Source organism: Candidatus Rickettsiella viridis, assembly GCF_003966755.1.
Taxonomy (GTDB): Bacteria; Pseudomonadota; Gammaproteobacteria; order Diplorickettsiales; family Diplorickettsiaceae; genus Rickettsiella_B; species Rickettsiella_B viridis.
This window is the reverse complement of the sequence record NZ_AP018005.1, coordinates 417,779-439,014: the sequence shown is the minus strand read 5'-3', so window position 1 is coordinate 439,014 and position 21,236 is coordinate 417,779. Positions and strand designations below refer to the sequence as shown.

Here is a 21,236-nt window from a genome sequence, read left to right as displayed (position 1 = left end):
CTGTTACGAAAATTCTAATGGACGCACTTTCTGTGCTACTTGATGTAAAATTCCATTGACATATTTATGTCCATCAGTCGCACCAAAAGATTTAGCCAATTCTATTGCCTCGTCTAATACCACTTTATAAGGCAGTTCAGGTTGATGACAAAGTTCAAAAGCGGCTAATCTAAGAATAGCGCACTCTACTAAATCTAATGCTTTTAAGGGTCTATCTAAAAAAACTTGCAATTGCTGATCTAAGGATGAATGATTTTCAATAATACCTCGCACCAGATCGCAAAAATAAGCCGTATCAACACTGATCATTTCTTCCTGTGCTAAAAACTGTTTTTCGATCTCTGAAAAAGTATGCTGAGTCAATTGCCATTGATAAATAGCTTGCATAGCAAAACGTCTAGCACGTTTTCTTGCTTTAAACTTATTTTTTTTCGGTTTCGACATCATTAGCTTGTTTTTTATTAAGTGAAAGATCGTTTTTTAACTGCTCAATCGTTTGATTAAAGGCTTGTATATCCTGAAAACTACGATACACCGAAGCAAACCTAACATAAGCCACGGGATCAAGATCACAAAGTTCTTCCATCACCCATTCACCCAACTGTCGCGAAGAAATTTCACGCTCGCCAGATGAACGCAATTTTTTGACTAAACGCAGAATCACTGCTTCTACTTGTTCGCTGCTAATAGGACGTTTTTCTAACGCCTTTAACATACCTGCACGCAATTTTTCCTGATCAAATGCACTGCGTGTATTATCCCGCTTTATAACACGCGGCAAACCCAATTCAGCGGACTCAAAGCTACTAAAACGCTCACTACAACACGGGCATTCACGCCGACGCCGAACTTGCTGACCATCACTACTCAATCGCGAGTCAATAACCTTCGTATCGCCTTTATCACAAAAGGGGCAATTCATAGTCAATCCTAAGCAATCAAATATCCAAGTATCCTACATGGGTAGGTAGGACTAGTTATGCAACAAAATTAGCTGATTCCATGCGCGAGTATACTGGAAACCGACGACATAGTGCTATTACTTCTTGTTTGATTTTCTTAATCTCAACCGACTCTTTCAATGACCCTATCAATTGATTTTGCGCATCACTTTCAAGCTCAGCAGAGTCCTTTAAACGGTCTAAAACCATACAAACCCAAGCCGCTACCTGCTGCATTTCCTGTTCTTTCATGCCCCGAGTTGTTAAGGCGGGTGTTCCAAGCCGTATACCACTGGTTACAAAAGGAGAACGTGGATCATTCGGCACAGCGTTCTTATTTATGGTCATATAAGCCGCTTCCAATACATTTTCTGCCGCTTTACCCGTGATATTTTTATCCGTTAAATCCACTAGAAAAAGATGATTATCTGTTCCGCCTGAAACAATTTTATAGCCTTTCTCAGCCATTGTTTCAGCCATTGCTTTAGCGTTGAGCATGACTTGTTTTTGATAGTCCTTAAAATCAGCTTGTAAGGCTTCTTCGAAAGCCACCGCTTTTCCAGCAATCACATGCATTAACGGGCCTCCTTGAAGGCCAGGAAACACAGCGGAATTCAGCTTTTTTTCTATTTCTGGATTGGCTTTAGCTAAAATCAAGCCGCCACGCGGACCTCGTAACGTTTTATGCGTAGTAGAAGTCACGACATCAGCTATTGGGACAGGTGAAGGATAAAGGCCCGCCGCAATCAACCCCGCCACATGCGCCATATCAACCATGAAATAGGCGCCAACCTCATCCGCTATATCACGGAATCGTTGCCAATCGACCACTCGCGAATACGCCGAAAAACCTGCAATAATTAATTTAGGTTTGTGCTCCTTGGCGAGTTTTTCGACTTCATCATAGTCAATGAGCTGTGTTTTTGAATCAACCCCATATGCTGTCGCTTGATAGATTTTTCCTGAAAAACTAACCGTCGAACCATGCGTCAAATGACCACCATCCGCTAAACTCATACCTAATAGGCGATCCCCCGGCTCCAATAAGGCCATAAAAGCCGCTGCATTGGCCTGCGAACCTGAATGCGGTTGTACATTGGCATAATCGGCTTTAAACAATTTTTTCACGCGATCAATCGCTAATTGCTCAACCACATCGACATACTCACAGCCACCATAGTAACGTTTACCTGGATAACCCTCGGCATATTTATTCGTTAAGACAGAACCTTGCGCTTGTAATACACAGGGGCTGGTATAATTTTCAGAAGCAATTAATTCTAGATGATCTTCTTGACGCCCCGCCTCATGCTGCATCGCTTGCCAAAGATCCTTATCAAAATCAGCAATCGTTTCTTGCGTTGAATAAACCATTTTATCGAATCCTTAATACGCTAAGGGAAAAATTATTATGTAAACATCACCAGTATACCACTGGTGATGCCATTACGAATCAGTTGTTTATCCGCCTCAATATAATGGTTTAAAGTGGGTTAACAAGCCCGCTCCCTATCGCTGAAAACTCTGGCTAGATGAGCCGATTATTGCTACCATTCTTGCTCTTTCAATAAGCAAAAATTCAAGACATGTCACAACAATACATTTACACCATGCAAGCCGTAGGGAAAATTGTCCCCCCTAAACGTGAAATTCTAAAGGATATTTGGCTTTCGTTTTTACCTGGCGCAAAAATCGGTGTTTTAGGTCTCAATGGCTCAGGAAAATCATCCTTACTGCGTATTATGGCTGGCGTCGATAAAGACTTTATTGGTGAAGCACGCGTACTGCCTGGCATTAAAGTTGGCTATCTTCCACAAGAACCTCAATTAAATCCAGATAAAGATGTTCGTGGCAATGTTGAAGAAGCCATTGCCGATAGCAAAAAGCTGTTGGATCGTTTTAATGAAATTAGCATGAAATTTGCTGAGCCACTCAGTGAAACAGAAATGAATAAGTTATTTGAAGAACAAGGTGAATTACAAACAAAAATTGATGCGCAAGGGGCTTGGGAACTCGAAAGAAAACTCTCAATTGCTGCCGATGCATTACGTCTACCGCCTTGGGATGCCGACGTCACCCAGCTTTCGGGCGGAGAACGACGACGTGTCGCACTGTGTCGTCTCCTATTATCTAATCCCGATATGTTGTTACTCGATGAGCCCACTAACCATTTAGATGCCGAAAGTGTCGCTTGGCTAGAACGTTATTTACATGATTATCCAGGAACCGTCGTCGCCGTCACCCATGATCGCTATTTCCTCGACAATGTCGCTGGCTGGATTCTAGAACTGGATCGTGGTCAAGGTATACCTTATCAAGGTAATTATTCTGCTTGGTTAGAGCAAAAACAAAAACGCTTAGCACAAGAAGAAAAGCAACAATCTGCACACGAAAAAGCATTAAAAACAGAATTAGAATGGGTTCGTAGTAATGCAAAAGGACGCCAAGCTAAAAGTAAGGCTCGTTTAGCGCGCTATGAAGAATTAAGCTCACAAGAATTTCAAAAACGCGCCGAAACTCAATCACTTTATATTCCACCTGGGCCTCGCTTAGGCGATTTAGTATTAGAGTTTGAACAACTTTCTAAAGGTTTTAATGGTCGTTTATTAATTAACAACCTTAGCTTTCAGGTGCCTAAAGGTGCCATTGTAGGAATTATTGGTCCTAATGGCGCAGGTAAGTCGACTTTATTTAAACTCATTATGCAGCAAGAACAAGCCGATAGCGGCCGTATTCGCCAAGGCGAAACGGTGCAGCTCGCCTATATCGATCAAAGTCGCGACGCATTAAATCCCGATCAGACGGTTTGGCAAGAAATCTCAGATGGCCAAGATATTATGACCATCAATCAATTCCAGATGCCCTCACGCGCCTATGTAGGACGATTTAATTTTAAAGGCACCGAACAACAAAAACTAGTAAAACACCTCTCCGGCGGTGAACGAAACAGAGTCCATTTAGCTAAGCTATTACGCACCGGCTGCAATGTCCTATTGCTGGATGAACCTACCAATGATCTTGACGTAGAAACCCTACGTGCCTTAGAAGAAGCATTGTTAAGCTTTCCTGGATGCGCCCTGGTTATTTCTCACGATCGTTGGTTTTTAGATAAAATAGCTACCCATATTCTTGCCTTTGAAGATGATAGCACTGTTACTTACTTTACTGGCAACTATACAGATTATGAAGCGGATCGCTTGAAACGACTCGGCACGGAAGGCAATCAGTCTGAGAAAAGGATTAAATATAGAAAATTAGAACATTAAGGCAACAGCGCCTATGTCAGAGTATTTGATTAATCATGAGCAGGAAACCCAGCAACTTGCAGAAAAACTAGCAGCGCATTGCCCGAAAAATAAACGCCTTATCATTTTTCTAAAAGGTGAACTTGGCGCAGGAAAAACAACATTTACACGTTTTTTTCTACGCGCTTTAGGCCACCACGCAGCCGTAAAAAGCCCTACCTACACCTTGATCGAAAGCTATGAATTGGCAAAACAACTTATCTTCCACTTGGATCTCTACCGTTTACAAACGGCTAGAGAAATACTTGAAATGGGTTTGTATGATGAATTTGATCAACTAGCGATTTGGTTAATAGAATGGCCTGAACGTGCACAGTCATTTTTACCACCGGCTGATATTCTGTTGACTCTTTCACTCTTAGACTCTCAACGAATAGCAAGGCTTTTACCCCAAACGCCACTAGGGGAACAGATTTTAAAAAAGATGGAGACTTCGGAACATTAACCCGATCATCCTTCTTTAGCGCTGTAATATACTCACAGCAATTGGATTTTTGGTAAGGCGGAGCACAAAACAAAGCCGCCGGAGTGTATAAATAATACATGAGGATGGCGAGTTAAGCGACAACGCAGCAAAAAATTCAAGTATGAAGAGTATACTCGCAAATTCAAACAGGGATACGATATAATCTCCACTTATGCTAACGGACCTTTATCCTACTCTTCTTATTCCAGCTTACCAGCCGAATAAAAAGTTAATACAACTTGTAAAAACCTTACGCAAACTTCGGCCAACGCAACGGATTATTGTGGTTGACGATGGATCAGATATTAAAAAATCACACATTTTCTCTAAACTGAGTGAGTTTAATATTGAATTATTAAGACATCGTGAAAACCAAGGAAAAGGTCAAGCACTTAAAACCGGATTTAAACATTGGTTAGAAACCAGCGCTTCTACTGCATCGGGTATTGTTACCGCTGATGCCGATGGGCAACATCTACCCAGAGATATTTTACATATCGCTGATGTTTTCATGCAAAACCCTTCTAGCCTTTATTTAGGTGTAAGACAATTTAATGATGCGTCCACACCTTGGCGCAGTCGGTTTGGGAATAAAATAACTAAATTCGTTTTACGCCTATTCACTAACATACCTCTGCAAGATACACAAACTGGTTTACGCGCTATACCGCGTAAACTCATGAAAGCACTACTTCATTCCAAAACCTCAGGCTATGATTTTGAACTAGAAATGTTACTGGCTGCTAAAGAAAAGCAAATCTCTATTCAGCAAACACCCATTAGCACTGTCTATCTTGATAGCAATAGTGCCTCTCATTTCAATCCATTGCTCGATTCGATCAAGATCTATTTTGTCTTCATACGCTTTGCCGCTATATCATTGCTTTCAGCAGCGATTGACTTTATCGTATTTTCTTTTATTTACTGGATAAAAAAAAATATATTTCTTGCGGTATTATTAGGGCGAATTTTATCAGCTACTTTTAACTTTAAACTGAACCATCATTTAGCGTTTAAAAGTCAAAATAAACTATTACCTGCTGCTATTAAATATGCCTGTTTAGCTAGCTTTTTAGGCTTAATTGCTTATAGTTTAATTACATTTATCCATAGTTTTGGCATTAATGTTTATAGCAGTAAAATAATTGCAGAAATTGCTTTATTCATTTTATCTTTTAGCATTCAGCGTTTATTTATTTTCAACAAAACGAATTAATAAAGATTATTTATTTAATTGAAGCTGTGAAAAAAAAGATATAATAGCCACGCATTAATAATATTATTATCATAACGCGACGGTGTAATAGTGCGTAACAAGAAAAAAATACCAGCATTAAGACTTGATTTAACAAAAATAGAACTACCCACATCGACAACGCAATCTGTTATCTCTCCAAGCAAAGAATTAGAATTATGTCGTGTTAAAAAAGATTTTGAACCTCCTGTTTCCTCCATTCGTTTTACAAATAAAACCATTCTTTCTAATCATTATGTTTTAATATCTGAAAAACCCATCACACCCGGTGCACATGCGTCCGTCCAACAGGAATAACTTGTTTCGCCTGGTGGTAATTCGTGCATAAAACTAGTCAGAAAATACGGATCAACCCCTGTACTTTCGGAAATCGAAATCTATCAACTTATTTTTTCAAATAAAGAATCGAGCAAAAAATCCATCTTACAACCTATTTTTAACACCGCCTCGAACGCTTTTGAATATGACCTTCATCTACCTCAAACAATAGGCATGCCTTTTATAAAGAAGGCTTAGAAGGCGATTTGTTCCGAAAAAACTGGGGAAAGAATTATTCTGATTATCCCCTAGCAAAAGAAGCAAAAAAAACGCAATGGCACAATTAAATAAGCACTCTGTTTTTTTACACCTCACAGGCCATTCACACTTATTAACACAACGCGCATTCAACCAAGATACAACAAATAACTTTGTTACCCGCTTTTAAGATCTATAAAACTAGAAATAGCATAGGTATCGGCTATAAGATCTGCTAAGATCTCGTTTTTTGATTAATTTATAATCACTATGTCAACTCGCATTGCACGCCTTTCGCCCCAACTCGCCAATCAGATTGCCGCTGGTGAAGTCATTGAACGCCCTGCATCTATCATTAAAGAATTGGTTGAAAACAGTCTAGATGCAAACGCTAAACAAATTGATATTGATGTCGAGAAAGGCGGCATTCAGCGCATCCGTATTCGTGATGATGGATCTGGCATCCATAAAGATGACCTTATTTTAGCCTTAGACCGCCATGCGACCAGTAAAATACGTGATTTAGACGACTTAATGCAGATAAAAACCTTAGGCTTTCGTGGTGAAGCCCTAGCCAGCATCAGTTCCGTTTCTCGGCTTTACTTGAGCTCCTCTACCAACACCAGTCAGCAAGGCTGGCAGGTTACGGCTGATTATCAAAATAAACCTAAACTAATACCGGTTTCTCATCCGCAAGGAACGACGGTTGACGTTCATGAGCTTTTTTTTAATACCCCCGCGAGAAGAAAATTTTTACGCAAAGAACAAACTGAGTTTTCACATATTGAAGAGTTGGTTAAACGGCTGTCATTGAGCCATTTTTCAATGGGATTTACACTGCAGCATAATAAACGGCTTATACACCAACTACGCCCTGCCACCTCTCAAAGCTTACAAGAAGAACGTATCGCTGCCCTATGCAGTCGCACGTTTATTGAAAATGCGATTTATATGGATATGGAAAACGCCACCTTGCGTTTATGGGGCTGGATTTCTCTGCCTACCTTTTCACGCAGTCAAACTGATCTGCAATATTTTTATGTCAATAATCGTATTGTCAAAGATAGATTAATCAATCATGCTATTAAACAAGCCTATCAAGATGTTTTATATCAAGGTCGACACGCCGCCTTTGTTTTATTTCTTGAAATTGAACCGCAATTCGTCGACGTCAATGCGCATCCTGCAAAATATGAAGTGCGTTTCCGCGAAAACCGTGCTGTCTACGATTTCGTGAAACATTGCTTGCAAAAAAGTCTAGCCGCTACAAGCCCTGTTTCTGCTGAATTAAGCACTGACAGTGTACAACAAACCACTGATCAGCCCCGCAACGAAAGCATGTTTAAACATATAAACTCATATAATAATATCAACCAACAAACTATCTTCCCATTACATACAGAATTATCACCTAGCTTTTCGTCAAATGTACTAACGATTACTCCCAGTGTAATAAAAGAAGAGCCCGAGCATTGCTTTGCCACAACCCCAATCAGCAATACGCCCATTCAAGCCACTGAACAGATAGAACAGTTTGAAAAAGCCCCTCCATTAGGCTTTGCTCTCGCGCAATTACACGGCATTTATATTCTAGCGCAGAATACAGAGGGTTTGATTATCGTTGATATCCATGCCGCACATGAACGCATTCTCTATGAACGACTTAAACAGGCGATAGAAAACACAGTGGTCAACTCGCAAGCACTACTGCTGCCTATTAGTCTGCATCTTTCCAGCAAAGAAGCTGAAATCTTGCAAGAATACCTCGCTTTATTTACCCAATTTGGCTTCGAAATAGAAAATTTAGCAGCAGAAACTATTATCGTTCGTAAAATCCCTTCTTTGTTGGCGCATATCGATAGTCAACAATTCATACACGACGTCTTAAGTGACTTGCATGAAAATGAAAACAGTCAACGATTTTCAGAAAAAATTAACGAGCTTTTATCCAGCATCGCCTGCCATAGTGCGGTACGTGCTAACCGCAACATGAACTTATCTGAAATGAATCAACTGTTACGTGATATGGAAAAAACGGCACGCAGTAACCAATGCAATCATGGCAGACCAACATGGAAACAATTATCTCTTTCTGAAATCGATCGGTTATTTTTACGTGGACGCTAAACTTGTTATTTGCTTGATGGGCCCTACAGCTTCAGGCAAAACGAACCTCGCCATAGAATTCACACAGCAATTTCCGGCTGAAATTATTAGCGTCGATTCAGCCATGATCTATAGGGAAATGGATATTGGGACAGCAAAACCAACACCTGAAATACTTAAAAAAGCGCCACATCGTCTTATTGATATACGTGATCCCAGTCAAAGCTATTCAGCTGGCGAGTTTCGCGAAGATGCTTTAGACGCCATCGAAGATATTTTAGAAAAAAAACGTATCCCACTCTTAGTGGGTGGAACTATGTTGTATTTTCATGTATTACAACAAGGTATTGCGTCTTTACCAAAAGCCAACCCAGAAATACGTCAACAATTGCAGCAAGCATTAGAAAAACAAGGCCCACAAAAACTACATGCTGAATTACAGCGCATTGATCCCATCGCGGCACAACGTATCCATCCTAATGATCCACAACGGCTATTACGTGCACTAGAAGTAGCCGCAATCACCGGCCGAACATTAACTGAAATACAATCAACACAATCACTTGCACCACTTCCCTATCAATTTCTTAATATTGCGCTTATCCCCCCTGACAGAAGCCATCATCATCGTCTGATAGCAGAACGATTTCAGGATATGTTACAACAAGGTTTTGTAGAAGAAGTAGAAAAATTATTTAAGCGCGGTGATTTAAATGCCGATTTACCTTCCATTCGCACAGTAGGTTATAGACAAATATGGCATTACTTAGAAGGAAACCTTGCTTATGCGGCGATGCAAGAACGTGCCATTATTGCGACACGACAACTCGCCAAACGACAAATGACCTGGCTGCGCTCCTGGAAAAATCTTCATTCTCTTAACTCTGAAGACAAAGATATTAATAATAAATTGGTAGCGCTTATACAGAATTCGGCAAATTAACTTTGCTAAATAGCAAACTCAAAATAGCCACCGCAGCGCCAGCGGCTAAATACAAGCCCGGCATTGCCACATTGTGTGTTTTTGTTATTAAAAACATAGCGACGAGAGGAACGGTTCCACCAAAAATAGAATAGGCTAAATTATAACTCAATGAACCTAAGCTATAACGAATATTAACCGGTATTAAATCGATCGTCAGCGCCATCAGTGGACCTTGAAATCCCGCGGACAGCAATGTAAATACTGATTGTGCAATAATTAATTCTACGATGTTTCCGTGGGAAATAAAGCAATAAAGTGGGTACGATAGAATCGCAAACCCACAAGCAGCTGTTAACATAATAGGTTTTCGCCCTATTTTGTCAGATAAGAAACCAGAAAAAACAAATAAAACAACCACGCTGACCAACATAACCGTATTCACTGTATTGGCACTCACTCTAGAGTGACCTAACACATCTGAAAAATACACCGGCATAAAAATAAAAGCGATATACGTAATTAATGCCGATAGTAGATATAATCCAAATAACTGCGCCACTAAGGATTTATGTGAGAGAAAAATAGTCTTCAGCGGAAATTTGGCGACTAAGCTATCACGTACTAAACACTGGAAAACGGGTGTTTCGCTGGTTTTATAACGAACATAGCTACCGATAACACCGCCCAGTGCCGCCAATAAAAATGGCAATCGCCAACCAAAAGTATAAAGCGAATTTCCTTTAAATAACACAAAGGTAATAAACACAACCACCGAGGCCAATAACATGCCGGTGGAAGAACTAGACCACACTAAAGCCGAATAAAAACCAGTTCTTTTAGGTGGAATCGATTCAATGGTAAAACAAACGGAACCAAAGGACTCACCGCCAATAGCAATACCTTGCAACAAACGTAATATAACCAACAAAATAGGCGCGACTATGCCGACCGTTTCATAGCTAGGTAATAACCCTATTCCAAAGGTCGCGGCTGCCATTAATAACAGCGTAATACTTAAACTCTTTTGTCTTCCCTGTGTATCGCCTAAATGGCCAAATAGCATGGCACCTATTGGACGCGCAATATAACCGATAGCAAAAACACCATAGCTGAACATCAACGCCACCGTCGGCGCTAAATTTTGAAAAAAAAGCTTTGCGAAAACAGCGGCTAAAAAGGCATAGATGGCAAAGTCATACCATTCTAAAACGGTACCTATAGACGCGGATAAAATGACTCGTTTCTGTATACTCTTCGCACTTGAATTTTTGGCGGCGTTCCCGCTCAATTCGCAATCCTCATGTATCATATATACACTCCGGTTGCTTCATTTTCGCGGCGCCTTGCCAAAAATCCCATTGCTGTGAGTATAAACTTGTATAATTTTTTTGATGGGTCATACTGGTTTTCATCAATTAAACAGTGTCTTTCACGATATACCATTCAACAAATTTCTTTAACGCTTGTTGACGAAAAGAGTAATGAAAAAAATCTGGGGTATAACGCAATTCAGCTAAGGTTTTATCCGATCCATTCGGTTTAAAAATAGCGGTAAATGGCAGCTGCGGATGGCTCGATAAATCCTCAGGTATCACAACCGTACCTTTACAACTGCCTTCAAATAACTGTATTTGCTTGCCATCGGTATACGCTAACTGCAGAATAAAAGCGGCTCGATTATCTTCTTCAACCAATTTAAACAAGCCCTTAAACCCCAATCCTTGAAAAACAAATTTCGACAAGGTGCCTGGAAATTGGTGGTACGCTTCAAAAAAAATGCCGCCATCATCTAACAGTAAAGGTTTATTCAAAGCAGCATAGGCTTTTTTAACTTTATCACGCACTACGGCTTTTTGATCTAAGCTTTGTATTTCATCGATGTCCAGCGCATACTGTTTAATCGTTAATTCAGGACATTTTTTTTGAAAAAATTCGGAGACTTCTTCAAATTTTCCGGCATTACCCGTTACATAATAAATTTCATTTTTCATGAAAAACTTTTCGGCATTTTAAAGTAGAGCAGGGATTCAAGCATATTATTTATCACAAGTAAATCTCAGCCCTTACAATACATAAAATGATAGAGGCCTCATGCACAAGCTGAAATATCCCAAGAGCTTCGCGTCAAATTTTTATAAAATAAGGGAGGGTTACCCCTCCTTCTATCTCCTTATCCCGAATTCGCGCTATAAAGGGAGGGTTTCCAGTTTATAAGATTCATAAAGCGATCCCATCCCAGGTTTGGGGTCAAATAGTGATGGGGTTTCCCCTATTTCGCTCTCCCGAATAATTCTCGCCCCTCTCTGCACTATAAATACCTGTCCCTATCTGGACGATACTGCTCGTTCCTCTTGGCAGTAATAAGGGCACGGTATCCTGCTACTTGCCTTTCACTAAGGTTAGAGGGGTAATACATCTGTGCTACTGAAACCATGAGCAATTGAGGATCGGCGGCGACTAAAACAGGATAATTGCCTAGAATCAACACATTGAGGGAAGGATTGATTTTCTGACACACAATTTGTAGTTGGAGTTGCCATTTAAAATCTTTCGCGTTGGGGTTAAATGTAAATTGTACGGGCTGTAGCAACTGAGAGATAAAGCGGGTTCCTGTATTATCTTGCGCGTTAATGTTTACCACGGGTGGTTGCGTCGGTTTGAGGTCGCGAGCACTAAAAAAAGTAACCGAGTACTGGCCAATGGCAATCTTATTTACGTTGACGGCTTGAATCGCCATTTTATTACCAAAATAACTGCTGACATTCATGGCACCTATGGCACCTGTTCCCGCGAACGTTAATCCGGCGTCTAACGTGATTTTCTCCTCAATAAAATTAAAAATTCTTAAAAAATTGTTGTAGATAAACTTTATGAAATTGTTATTTTTATGGTTGGTAGAATAAAACAGCTGATTCAGTTTTAAAATTGCAAGATATGCGCCTGATATATCTAGTAGTTTAATGAATTCCTCAGGCATTTCGCGGCAAAGCTTTATAAACGCGTGTCTTGTTTAAGAGAAGCGTCTCGTTACGATAAAGGAATGATCTTGCAAGGTTTTTTTAGACACGAAGAAGCAAACCGTAGGTAAAACTGTTGTTCAAATTCAACCGTCGATAAACGGCCTAGCGGTTTAAGTAAAGCGACTCCACGACACTATCGGCCTGATTAGCAATAAACCCGCTAAAATAATCTTTAGCGAAGCACGGCTTTTCATTCATTGGAATGATAGGATAGCGCCAAACAAATTCAATAAATCGATCTGATAAATCAACAGCCCCATCCGCTAACTGGATTGATTTTACTATCGCTGCGCTAGAACTCTGCTCAATCCCTTTTTCAATCTGCCCTTTAATCAGTCCACCGTTTGCGTTTAAACCAATACCCAGTGTTTGACTAACAAACTGATTAAACAGACTCAAAGATTTAAATTTTTTAGATAGATGGATAGCCCAGCCAAAATGGTTAACCTGACGCCCCATCACCAACACCCAAGCCAATAATTCATTATTATTTTTTACCGTTGTAAATTCCTTTACGGTGGGTAATGGCCAATCACGTCCTCGCAAATAGTGAGTAACAAAATTAAGTAATTCATAGACGGCTGTTTCATCCTGGGAAAGTAAGCGTTTTTTTAGACGGCTTAAGTATTCAATATCCAATGGTTTGGATTGACATGCATAGGCATCTATAATTTTTCGCACTTCAGGCACTAAAGCTTCACGGCGAAAATCAGCCACCACCACTTGGGGTAACGCATTTTCTGCTGGCTGTGTTTCAATACATTGTTCACTCAACCACATGAAGTCATTTTGTTTTTCCGCTAAATAATCACGACCACGAACTTCATACTCTAACTGCTTAAATAAATTCGACAATGGCCCTATACCGGTATAAGGCCCAGGCAGATCAATCAATGCAAAATGATCCCATCGCATCACTTCATTATATTGCGCTTTTAAAGCCGTTTGAATACGTGATACAGGCCATAAATCAACTGCATAGTTGCGCCATAACTGCTGTATAATTAGTTTTTTTGCTTGATTTAACATATCATTACTCGTGTAAACAAGATTGCTGTATATTGCTTATGTATAAAATAGCCGTTTATATTCCAAGTGATTCGCTTGAAAAAGTCAAACAAGCGATGTTTGATCAGGGTGCGGGTCGATTTGGAAATTATGATCATTGTGCTTGGCAAGTATTAGGACAAGGGCAATTTCGTCCCTTGGCACAGAGTAATCCTGCCCTAGGCCAAAAAGGAAATCTTGAAAGGGTTGAGGAATATTTGTTAGAAATGATTTGTGATAAAGCCGTTATCAAACCAGTTATTAAAGCTTTAAAGCAAACTCATCCTTATGAGGAACCAGCTTACACTGTCGTTCATTTAGAAAATAATAACATAGATTAGTCTCTAGTTTTATGAGGAAATTATCTGCATGTCTAAAATATTGCGTGTTTTACTAACGCTGATTGGTAGCTGTGTTTTACTAGCCCTCGTTGCTATCATTGGCTTAGTTGTTTTTGTTAACCCAAATGATTTAAAACCACAAATCAGTCAGGCTGTTAGCAAATACACAGGATGCCAACTCCAATTAGGCGGTAATATTGAGTGGTCACTTTTCCCCTGGCTTGGACTACAGTTAAATAATGCAACGCTCAGTAACACGCCTGGTTTTGGCGATAAACCTTTTGCCGTCATCCAAAAATTAGATCTACAAGTCCGTTTACTACCTTTACTACATAAACAATTAGAGGTCGGTAAACTACAAATTAATGGCCTTACGCTTTATCTAGTGAAAAATGCAACCGGTCAAACGAACTGGCAAGGTCCTCATACACCGGCTTCGTCACCTTCATCAACTGAAACACTACCTGACAATTTAAAACCACTCGGCGTTGTCGTAGCCGGTTTAGATATTCAAAATGGCCATGTGCTTTTTGATGATAAACAAAAAAATAAACGCTATGAGATAGCGCAATTACAATTGAAAAGCGCTAATTTAACACTGAATAAAAGCTCTGCTTTCGCAGTACAATTTAATTTAAATACGAATGCACCCGCATTGAAAGCCAATATAAAACTCAATACAAATATCACCTTAAATGCGGATGGCAAAGAAATTACCTTAAATAAATTAAATCTTAATACGTTATTAAAAAACCCTGCTTATCCTAACGGTGTATTACCGATTTCACTGCAAGCAGATGCAATGATTAATTTAAATAATCAAACCTTTGCTGCGGATAAATTTACCCTTACGGTTGATCAGAATAAATTTGTCGGCCATATCCAAGGACAAAACTTATTTAAGAATCCATTGCTATCGGGTGTAATCGCGAGCTATCAACTCAAAGCAGGTCAATTCACTATCCAACGACTTCAGTCTCCCTTTCAATTCAAAAATAATATATTGTCACTTAACCCAATAACAGGTGATCTTTACCATGGTAATTACCAAGGTAACCTGACACTTGATCTGCGTACAGCAACGCCTCAACTTGTCATGCAGAGTCAGTTAAACCAAATCAATATTCAATCTCTATTTCAGGAATTTGCTAGCAAAAGTCAAATACAATTAGTTGGCTTAGCCAATCTTTCTGGTAAATTTTTTACCAATGGAAGCGATGCAGATAGCCTGACAAAAAACCTACATGGGAAAGGTCAATTTAGTGTAGATAATGGATCCATCAAAGGCATTAATGTTTCTTATTGGGTTGCTTTAGGTAGGGCGTTACTCAAACATCAGCCCAGCCCAACCGCAGACAGCCCAGATACACCCTTCGACAAATTTACAGGCACCTTTAGTATTGATAAAGGCATTATAACTAATAATGATCTCAATATTAGTAGTGGCCGACTACGCATTAGTGGGCAGGGATCCCTTAACTTACCGCAACAACAGATGAACTATGAATTAAATGCGCAGCCTGTTCTCAGTGATGGCAGTCCCGAAGGTATTGCCATTCCGATTAGGATTAGCGGACCATTTAACCAGCTTCACATCACCCCTATTCTCGATAAATTAAGCATTAATATATTTAAGGAAAAATTCAAAGGTAAACTACAAGAACAATTGAATAAACTTGATTTAAGCAAAATATTTCACTAATCATCCAGCCGCCGTCGTCCCCTGCGAAAGCAGGGGATCCAAAAATGACACACCCGCTTCTACCTAAACATTTCCAACAACACGTTCTTAACTGGTTTAATAAGCATGGGCGAAAAAATTTACCCTGGCAACAAAAAAAATCGCCGTATCATGTTTGGTTATCGGAGATAATGCTGCAACAAACGCAAGTTACCACGGTTACTCCCTACTTTCAGCGTTTCATTAAACAATTTCCTAATTTATCCTCACTGGCAGCCGCTCAGCTTGATGAAGTATTAAACCTATGGGCTGGGCTTGGTTATTACGCACGTGCACGTAACCTGCTTCGCTGCGCACAAATGCTTGAACAAAAATATGCGGGTAAATTTCCGCAAAATTTAATACAACTACAAACTTTACCAGGTATTGGGCGCTCCACTGCAGGGGCTATTCTTTCACTCGGTTTTGATCAGGCCGCCGCTATTTTAGATGGCAATGTAAAACGCGTATTAACCCGCTTTCATGCCATAGCGGGTTGGCCCGGTTTAAGTGCTGTTAATAAAAAATTATGGGAATTAGCAGAACGCTACACACCTATACAACAAACGGCCGCCTATACACAAGCGATGATGGATCTGGGTGCATTAATCTGTACACGAACTCAGCCCAAATGTGATCAGTGTCCCTTGCAAACGCATTGTTTAGCTTATAACACAGGAAATCCGGCACATTTCCCATCACCTAAACCCAGTAAAAAATTACCTATTCGTTCCATACAAATGTTGATTTTAGTGAATCAACAACAGGAAATTTTGCTGGAAAAACGTCCACCCACTGGGATTTGGGGAGGATTATGGAGCCTGCCTGAATGTCCTTCCGACGCAGATGCGAAAAACTTCTCAAAAAAACACTACTATTGTGAAACAGAAAAAGTGCGCCAAGCCATGCAAATGAGACATACCTTTAGCCATTTTCACCTTGATATACAAGCGGTAGTAATGCAGGTAAATAAATGGCACCCGCCATTGATGGAATCTGATCGTATAGTCTGGTATAACGTTCAACAATTACAGAAAAAGGGCTTAGCAGCCCCTATAAAAAAACTTATTCAACAGTTAAATAACTCGACATATACTCACAGCAATGGGATTTTCGGCAAGGCGCCGCGAAAATAAGCAACCGGAGTGTATGTTGGAATACATGAGAATTGCGAGTTGAGTGGCAACACAGCCGAAAATTCAAGTGCGAAGAATATACTTATGAGCAGAACTATTTATTGTATTAAACTACAAACACAGGCAGAAGGCCTTGATTATCCACCTTATCCGGGTGAATTAGGCCAACGTATCTATCAATCGATTAGTAAACCGGCGTGGCAACAATGGATTAATCATCAAACCATGCTCATTAATGAGTATCGTCTCAGCACCCTAGAACCCCAAGCAAGAGAATTCTTAAAAAAAGAAATGGGGAAATTTTTATTTGCCGAAGGCGAAATTAAAACACCTGCAGGTTTTACGCCGCCTATAACACAATAAAATGTGATGAAAAACTCCCCTCAAGTACTCAGCCAACTTATTTTAAACAAGCGCCCTGACTTCAAACCTAAAATAGCCATTATTTTAGGTTCTGGTTCCGCTAATCTTGCGGACAAACTACAGGATGTTATTAGTATTCCTTATCACTCACTCCCTAATTTCCCCATCAGTCGCGTTGAAGGTCATCCGGGACAGCTCCTATTAGGCTATTTGAATAAAGTGCCTGTTATCTGCTGCCAGGGTCGTGTCCATGCCTATGAAGGGATGCAAGAAAAAGACTTTCAGCTTTTCATTAGAATTTTAAAATGCTTAGGCTGTGAAACGGTATTAATGACCAATGCAACCGGATCCTTACGAAAAGATTTTCAGCCGGGTCAACTGGTATTAATCGCTGATCATATTAATTTTCATCCCATGAATCCGCTGGTTGGCATTAATGATGATGAGTTTGGCCCACGTTTCTTTCCCATGGATGATGCCTATGATAAAAAGCTTCGTCATAGCTTGCAGCAAACGGCAGAACAGCTAAATATTTCCTTACCAGAAGGCGTTTATTTCAGCGTTTTAGGGCCTAGCTTTGAAACACCAGCCGAAATCCGTGCCTTCCGAATTTTAGGCGCCGATGTGGTTGGTATGTCGACTGTCCCTGAAGTCATTGTTGCTCGACACTGTGGCTTAAAAGTGGCAGTTATTTCTGTGGTAACGAATCTCGCCTCGGGACTTAGCGAAGAATCTATCACGCATGAAGGAACATTACATTTTGCTGAAAAAGCGAGTCATGATTTGGGACGATTGCTAGAAAGTGCTATTGAGCAATTAACAAACTAAGGCCTAAAACGAGCAGGAACATGGCTCAATGGTTCATTTATTTGAACTAAGTTGGAACATCTAAAAAACGAAAACGGAGCAGTCTTTGCTTTAGGTATATTTTTTATGACGGCTTGATGGACCAATGAACCTAATGTACTTCTACCTAGTAACCCCCTTTCCAACGATTGTTCCCAATCTAGTATTTGTTTACTTAAATCTGCGCTACTTGTGGCTCCCTCTAAGCAATCGAGTAAACAATTAATATCCTGAATCCTTCTTGTCGAAGCGATCCTATCCTTATTTTTAATATTACTCTGCGTATAGGTTTTTTGTATATAAAAACAAATAGCTTCTCGAAGAGAGTGCTTTAAATTAATTAAATGGGCATCTTGCGTTTTTTCTTCTGTCCCTGACTGTTTCAAATCACGTATTAATACCTCCATACAGGGAACTTTTTCCTTTAGTTCTCCCACATTAATAGATTCTAAATAAGCAATTAACGTATTATTTACAGAGTTACTCTCAACAGCTGATTTTAATACCTGCGTAAACATTTTATTAGAAGACACGATAGATATAAGTTGCGCCTGCTTTTCATTAGCCTTAGTCAAACAATAAATGACTTCCATTTTATTGAGTGCCGTTGTTAAGGGGGTACGCTGCCTAGCATTCGGCACAAGCATTCCTTTTACAACTTCATCAATCACTCCGTAGTCAACTTTCTGCGCGTCTGCCTCCCATATTTTCCGAATTATTTTCCCTATAGAAAAAGTATCACTTTCTTTGCCACTATATCCACCTCTAACTATTGATTCAGGCGCACCATAAGCGCGGTTAAATCCCCTATTCTTACCAGGCTCTGTTCTAGAAAAACCAAAATCGATAAGATAAATATCTGGCATGAAACCTTTTGATGAAAAATGCACCATAATATTATCAGGCTTAATATCACTATGAATCAATCCTTTATCGTACAGTTCTTTTTTAAATGTACGCAAAATCGCTAAAGAAAGCTCTAATTTTTCAAATTGCTCTAAGCGACTAATACTTTTATCTTTTAATAGTTCGTTAAGCGTCTTCCCCGGCAAGTGACGCATAATGAGGAACTGTTCAGAAACCACTCCCTTATCTATTTGGCTACTATTCACCACAGGCTTCATATGCAGATAAGGCACTTTCTGGCCTATTACAGCTTCTTGCTCAAAAGTATCAACTTTATTCTCGCGCATTATTTCTCTCTTAATAATGCGCTTATATTTTCTTTCAATATGATCATTATGGACTATCAGCGTTGTAGTAGGAGACACTTGACCAAAAGCACCCCGCCCTTTAGGCGTATTATCGATGACTTCATAACGTAATCCTTGTTTATCTTGACGTTTTCGACAAAGAATTTCACGCGTCAAAGCAACCTGATAGGGTTTGCCTTGAAATATAACCGAAAATATGGTGTCTTTTTTAAAAAGATCTCCGGGCTTCATGCTTTTAAGAAGCTCTATTAGCAACAAATCACTTCCTGGAGTCTTTGGATCAACCTGTGGGTTAAGAAAATAGATGGACGACATAATATATGCTTGTTTTTAGTTCACTAAAAACAAGCATATATTATGTACATTAAACTAATATTAAGGATAAAGTAGCCTAAAACCAGTCGTTGTACGCTCGATTAGATAATAAAAATAAGAAAACACTGTAAAATCATTATCTATTGAATCGTATAACCACCATCAATATTGACTAAAGCACCTGTCATAAACGAAGCCGTATCACTGCATAAAAAGCCCACCACATCCGCTACCTCTTCGGGCCTTCCAACACGTTTTAAAGGTAATCGCTGTGCCACATCGGCTTTAATGCGCTGTTCAGATAACTGAGTCTTTTCCTGGAACTGTTGAATCACACGTTGATACATGGGCGTATCAATCGTTCCCGGGCAAACGCAATTAACGCGTATACCATAAGTGGCGTAATCCAATGCTGTGCTTTTAGCTAATTGTGCAATAGCTGCTTTGCTTGCGCCATAAATAGCACACTGCTCTTTGGCAATAAAAGCCTGATCAGAAGCCATTAAAACAATAGAACCAAATTTTTGTTTGCGCATAATAGGTAATACCTGCTGCAAACAATAAATCGTGCCAAATAAATTGCTGGTGATGACGTGATTCATTGCTTCTACACTACTTTCTTCAATCGTTGCAAATAAATGAACGCCGGCATTGCAAAAAAGAAAGTCGATCTGTGGCGATTTATCCTGGATAGTTTCAATTGCACGTTTAACCTGCTGCAGATTAGAAACATCACAGGCAAAATACACGATGTTTTCACTACGCGGATAATCTAAATTTTTCTTATCGAGCACATACACGGTCGCACCTTCTTGACTAAATAGCTGCGCTGTTGCTGCACCTATTCCCGAAGAACCACCCGTTATTATTATTGTTTTATCTTGAAATCTCATCGTGTTCTTACTTCAATCTCCGCATACGGTTTTGTTTGTATCAGCTCAATCAAGGCTTGGCGCCATAATTCTAAAAGCGCTATAAAGGTCACAACAACGCCCATACGCCCTTCATTTGGGGTAAAAAAACCCGTAAATTCAACACGATTTTCGGTAGAAAGTCTATGCAGAATCTGTGACATCCGCTCTCGAATCGACAAAGGTTCTTGGGCAATCGCATGGTGCGTCGTTAATGCGGCGCGTGTCAAAACGGACTGTAGCGCCGCAACTAAATCCTCTAAATCAAGCGGAGGCCGAGTCTCATCATCGCAGCGGGGAAGCGCGCCTAATTCTGCTTGCGCCATCGCTAAAAAAATATCACGACCCTGTCTAGGTAATTGATCAAGCTCATACGCCGCTTGTTTTATCTGCTCATACTCTTGTAAACGGCGAATCAATTCAGCGCGTGGATCAGCTTCGTCAGCCGATTGTGGCAACACTGGCTTAGGCAATAATAAACGAGATTTAATCTCAGTTAATACCGCGGCCATGACCAAATATTCGGTTGCAAGCTCAATCTCTAACACCTGCATCAGCTCTATATAGTGCATATACTGCCGCGTCACTTCGGCGACAGGGATATCCAAAATATCAAAATTCTGCTTCTTGATGAGATAAAGCAACAGATCTAAAGGCCCACTAAAGGTCTCTAACAATATCTCTAATGCCTGAGGAGGAATATAGAGATCGCTTGGGAGCTGGACAAAGGGTTGCCCTCGAACGGTCGCCACCGGCGCCGAAACCGCTGTCGTAGAGGGAGTATCTTCTGTCATGAGGACTAGTGTAAT

Annotated in this window: 21 protein-coding genes; 11 read left to right on the top strand and 10 right to left on the bottom strand. The window is 40.0% G+C overall.

Translation table 11 applies throughout. From position 1 onward, the window contains the following. Positions 1 to 3 precede the first annotated feature (3 nt). From nusB to glyA, 3 genes are read right to left on the bottom strand one after another with little or no spacing between them, the layout of a single operon-like run. Complete coding sequence (nusB, locus tag DMP02_RS02040) at positions 4 to 447, bottom strand: transcription antitermination factor NusB (protein ID WP_126322435.1); 444 nt, start codon at positions 445 to 447, stop codon at positions 4 to 6. Further along, positions 422 to 922 (bottom strand): transcriptional regulator NrdR, encoded by a 501-nt coding sequence (nrdR, locus tag DMP02_RS02035; protein ID WP_126322434.1) that lies wholly within the window; start codon positions 920 to 922, stop codon positions 422 to 424. The genes nusB and nrdR overlap by 26 nt, the downstream gene beginning before the upstream one ends. Before the next feature lie 55 nt (positions 923 to 977). After that, positions 978 to 2,315: a serine hydroxymethyltransferase gene (gene glyA / locus DMP02_RS02030; RefSeq protein WP_126322433.1), complete on the bottom strand. Its 1,338-nt coding sequence runs from the start codon at positions 2,313 to 2,315 to the stop codon at positions 978 to 980. A gap of 212 nt (positions 2,316 to 2,527) precedes the next feature. On the opposite strand from glyA, the gene ettA reads away from it, so the two are divergent. The 6 genes from ettA to miaA all read left to right on the top strand — a co-directional run bounded on the left by ettA (position 2,528) and on the right by miaA (position 9,532). Next, positions 2,528 to 4,207 carry an energy-dependent translational throttle protein EttA gene (gene ettA, locus DMP02_RS02025; RefSeq protein ID WP_126322432.1) on the top strand — a complete coding sequence of 560 codons (1,680 nt, stop codon included), beginning with the start codon at positions 2,528 to 2,530 and terminating at the stop codon, positions 4,205 to 4,207. Between the two features lie 13 nt (positions 4,208 to 4,220). Continuing rightward, positions 4,221 to 4,691 carry a tRNA (adenosine(37)-N6)-threonylcarbamoyltransferase complex ATPase subunit type 1 TsaE gene (gene tsaE / locus DMP02_RS02020; RefSeq protein ID WP_126322431.1) on the top strand — a complete coding sequence of 157 codons (471 nt, stop codon included), beginning with the start codon at positions 4,221 to 4,223 and terminating at the stop codon, positions 4,689 to 4,691. A 193-nt stretch (positions 4,692 to 4,884) separates the two neighbouring features. Beyond that, positions 4,885 to 5,928 carry a bifunctional glycosyltransferase family 2/GtrA family protein gene (locus tag DMP02_RS02015; RefSeq protein ID WP_126322430.1) on the top strand — a complete coding sequence of 348 codons (1,044 nt, stop codon included), beginning with the start codon at positions 4,885 to 4,887 and terminating at the stop codon, positions 5,926 to 5,928. Between the two features lie 90 nt (positions 5,929 to 6,018). Next, on the top strand, positions 6,019 to 6,264 hold the full coding sequence (locus DMP02_RS02010; protein WP_126322429.1) for a hypothetical protein: 246 nt from the start codon (positions 6,019 to 6,021) through the stop codon (positions 6,262 to 6,264). A gap of 489 nt (positions 6,265 to 6,753) precedes the next feature. Beyond that, positions 6,754 to 8,610, top strand: coding sequence for a DNA mismatch repair endonuclease MutL (mutL, locus tag DMP02_RS02005; RefSeq protein ID WP_126322428.1), 1,857 nt, complete (start codon positions 6,754 to 6,756; stop codon positions 8,608 to 8,610). Positions 8,611 to 8,626: 16 nt separating this feature from the next. Further along, on the top strand, positions 8,627 to 9,532 hold the full coding sequence (miaA, locus tag DMP02_RS02000; protein WP_331855845.1) for a tRNA (adenosine(37)-N6)-dimethylallyltransferase MiaA: 906 nt from the start codon (positions 8,627 to 8,629) through the stop codon (positions 9,530 to 9,532). Here the strand turns inward: miaA and DMP02_RS01995 are convergent. From DMP02_RS01995 to DMP02_RS01980, 4 genes are all read right to left on the bottom strand, one after another. Then, entirely contained in the window at positions 9,510 to 10,823 is a 1,314-nt protein-coding gene (locus DMP02_RS01995) for an MFS transporter (RefSeq protein ID WP_126322426.1), read from the bottom strand. The genes miaA and DMP02_RS01995 overlap by 23 nt on opposite strands. 106 nt (positions 10,824 to 10,929) lie before the next feature. Continuing rightward, positions 10,930 to 11,505: a non-canonical purine NTP pyrophosphatase gene (locus tag DMP02_RS01990; RefSeq protein WP_126322425.1), complete on the bottom strand. Its 576-nt coding sequence runs from the start codon at positions 11,503 to 11,505 to the stop codon at positions 10,930 to 10,932. 317 nt (positions 11,506 to 11,822) lie between these two features. Next, a complete protein-coding gene (locus DMP02_RS01985; RefSeq protein WP_126322424.1) occupies positions 11,823 to 12,491 on the bottom strand; it encodes a DUF807 family protein in 669 nt (222 codons plus the stop codon). Between the two features lie 145 nt (positions 12,492 to 12,636). Next, positions 12,637 to 13,563: a 2-oxoadipate dioxygenase/decarboxylase family protein gene (locus DMP02_RS01980; protein WP_126322423.1), complete on the bottom strand. Its 927-nt coding sequence runs from the start codon at positions 13,561 to 13,563 to the stop codon at positions 12,637 to 12,639. A 38-nt stretch (positions 13,564 to 13,601) separates the two neighbouring features. Here DMP02_RS01980 and DMP02_RS01975 point away from each other — a divergent pair, with 38 nt between their 5' ends. From DMP02_RS01975 to DMP02_RS01955, 5 genes are all read left to right on the top strand, one after another. Beyond that, a complete protein-coding gene (locus tag DMP02_RS01975) occupies positions 13,602 to 13,922 on the top strand; it encodes an NGG1p interacting factor NIF3 (RefSeq protein ID WP_126322422.1) in 321 nt (106 codons plus the stop codon). A 28-nt stretch (positions 13,923 to 13,950) separates the two neighbouring features. After that, positions 13,951 to 15,624, top strand: coding sequence for an AsmA family protein (locus tag DMP02_RS01970; protein WP_126322421.1), 1,674 nt, complete (start codon positions 13,951 to 13,953; stop codon positions 15,622 to 15,624). A 44-nt stretch (positions 15,625 to 15,668) separates the two neighbouring features. Further along, a complete protein-coding gene (gene mutY, locus DMP02_RS01965) occupies positions 15,669 to 16,778 on the top strand; it encodes an A/G-specific adenine glycosylase (protein WP_126322420.1) in 1,110 nt (369 codons plus the stop codon). Between the two features lie 84 nt (positions 16,779 to 16,862). Continuing rightward, complete coding sequence (locus tag DMP02_RS01960; protein WP_126322419.1) at positions 16,863 to 17,141, top strand: oxidative damage protection protein; 279 nt, start codon at positions 16,863 to 16,865, stop codon at positions 17,139 to 17,141. Positions 17,142 to 17,147: 6 nt separating this feature from the next. Then, entirely contained in the window at positions 17,148 to 17,969 is an 822-nt protein-coding gene (locus tag DMP02_RS01955; protein WP_126322418.1) for a purine-nucleoside phosphorylase, read from the top strand. Here DMP02_RS01955 and DMP02_RS01950 read toward each other — a convergent pair. The 3 genes from DMP02_RS01950 to DMP02_RS01940 all read right to left on the bottom strand — a co-directional run bounded on the left by DMP02_RS01950 (position 17,966) and on the right by DMP02_RS01940 (position 21,221). Beyond that, the gene (locus DMP02_RS01950; RefSeq protein ID WP_126322417.1) at positions 17,966 to 19,516 is read right to left on the bottom strand and encodes a protein kinase family protein; all 1,551 of its coding nucleotides are present in this window, start codon (positions 19,514 to 19,516) and stop codon (positions 17,966 to 17,968) included. The two genes, DMP02_RS01955 and DMP02_RS01950, sit on opposite strands and share 4 nt — an antisense overlap. A gap of 140 nt (positions 19,517 to 19,656) precedes the next feature. Continuing rightward, the gene (locus tag DMP02_RS01945; RefSeq protein ID WP_126322416.1) at positions 19,657 to 20,409 is read right to left on the bottom strand and encodes an SDR family NAD(P)-dependent oxidoreductase; all 753 of its coding nucleotides are present in this window, start codon (positions 20,407 to 20,409) and stop codon (positions 19,657 to 19,659) included. Beyond that, positions 20,406 to 21,221 (bottom strand): segregation and condensation protein A, encoded by an 816-nt coding sequence (locus tag DMP02_RS01940; protein ID WP_126322415.1) that lies wholly within the window; start codon positions 21,219 to 21,221, stop codon positions 20,406 to 20,408. Before DMP02_RS01940 ends, DMP02_RS01945 begins: the two co-directional genes overlap by 4 nt. Positions 21,222 to 21,236 lie beyond the last annotated feature (15 nt).

What these genes read in the sequence shown, in the direction of transcription:
- miaA (WP_331855845.1), top strand. Translation starts at nt 8,627, where the DNA reads ATGGGCCCTACAGCTTCAGGCAAAACGAACCTCGCCATAGAATTCACA.
- nrdR (WP_126322434.1), bottom strand. Translation starts at nt 922, where the DNA reads ATGAATTGCCCCTTTTGTGATAAAGGCGATACGAAGGTTATTGACTCG.
- tsaE (WP_126322431.1), top strand. Translation starts at nt 4,221, where the DNA reads ATGTCAGAGTATTTGATTAATCATGAGCAGGAAACCCAGCAACTTGCA.
- DMP02_RS01940 (WP_126322415.1), bottom strand. Translation starts at nt 21,221, where the DNA reads ATGACAGAAGATACTCCCTCTACGACAGCGGTTTCGGCGCCGGTGGCG.
- DMP02_RS01975 (WP_126322422.1), top strand. Translation starts at nt 13,602, where the DNA reads ATGTATAAAATAGCCGTTTATATTCCAAGTGATTCGCTTGAAAAAGTC.
- DMP02_RS01985 (WP_126322424.1), bottom strand. Translation starts at nt 12,491, where the DNA reads ATGCCTGAGGAATTCATTAAACTACTAGATATATCAGGCGCATATCTT.
- DMP02_RS01950 (WP_126322417.1), bottom strand. Translation starts at nt 19,516, where the DNA reads ATGTCGTCCATCTATTTTCTTAACCCACAGGTTGATCCAAAGACTCCA.
- glyA (WP_126322433.1), bottom strand. Translation starts at nt 2,315, where the DNA reads ATGGTTTATTCAACGCAAGAAACGATTGCTGATTTTGATAAGGATCTT.
- DMP02_RS01995 (WP_126322426.1), bottom strand. Translation starts at nt 10,823, where the DNA reads ATGATACATGAGGATTGCGAATTGAGCGGGAACGCCGCCAAAAATTCA.
- mutL (WP_126322428.1), top strand. Translation starts at nt 6,754, where the DNA reads ATGTCAACTCGCATTGCACGCCTTTCGCCCCAACTCGCCAATCAGATT.
- DMP02_RS01970 (WP_126322421.1), top strand. Translation starts at nt 13,951, where the DNA reads ATGTCTAAAATATTGCGTGTTTTACTAACGCTGATTGGTAGCTGTGTT.
- DMP02_RS01955 (WP_126322418.1), top strand. Translation starts at nt 17,148, where the DNA reads ATGAAAAACTCCCCTCAAGTACTCAGCCAACTTATTTTAAACAAGCGC.
- ettA (WP_126322432.1), top strand. Translation starts at nt 2,528, where the DNA reads ATGTCACAACAATACATTTACACCATGCAAGCCGTAGGGAAAATTGTC.
- DMP02_RS01960 (WP_126322419.1), top strand. Translation starts at nt 16,863, where the DNA reads ATGAGCAGAACTATTTATTGTATTAAACTACAAACACAGGCAGAAGGC.
- DMP02_RS01980 (WP_126322423.1), bottom strand. Translation starts at nt 13,563, where the DNA reads ATGTTAAATCAAGCAAAAAAACTAATTATACAGCAGTTATGGCGCAAC.
- DMP02_RS02015 (WP_126322430.1), top strand. Translation starts at nt 4,885, where the DNA reads ATGCTAACGGACCTTTATCCTACTCTTCTTATTCCAGCTTACCAGCCG.
- DMP02_RS01990 (WP_126322425.1), bottom strand. Translation starts at nt 11,505, where the DNA reads ATGAAAAATGAAATTTATTATGTAACGGGTAATGCCGGAAAATTTGAA.
- nusB (WP_126322435.1), bottom strand. Translation starts at nt 447, where the DNA reads ATGATGTCGAAACCGAAAAAAAATAAGTTTAAAGCAAGAAAACGTGCT.
- DMP02_RS01945 (WP_126322416.1), bottom strand. Translation starts at nt 20,409, where the DNA reads ATGAGATTTCAAGATAAAACAATAATAATAACGGGTGGTTCTTCGGGA.
- mutY (WP_126322420.1), top strand. Translation starts at nt 15,669, where the DNA reads ATGACACACCCGCTTCTACCTAAACATTTCCAACAACACGTTCTTAAC.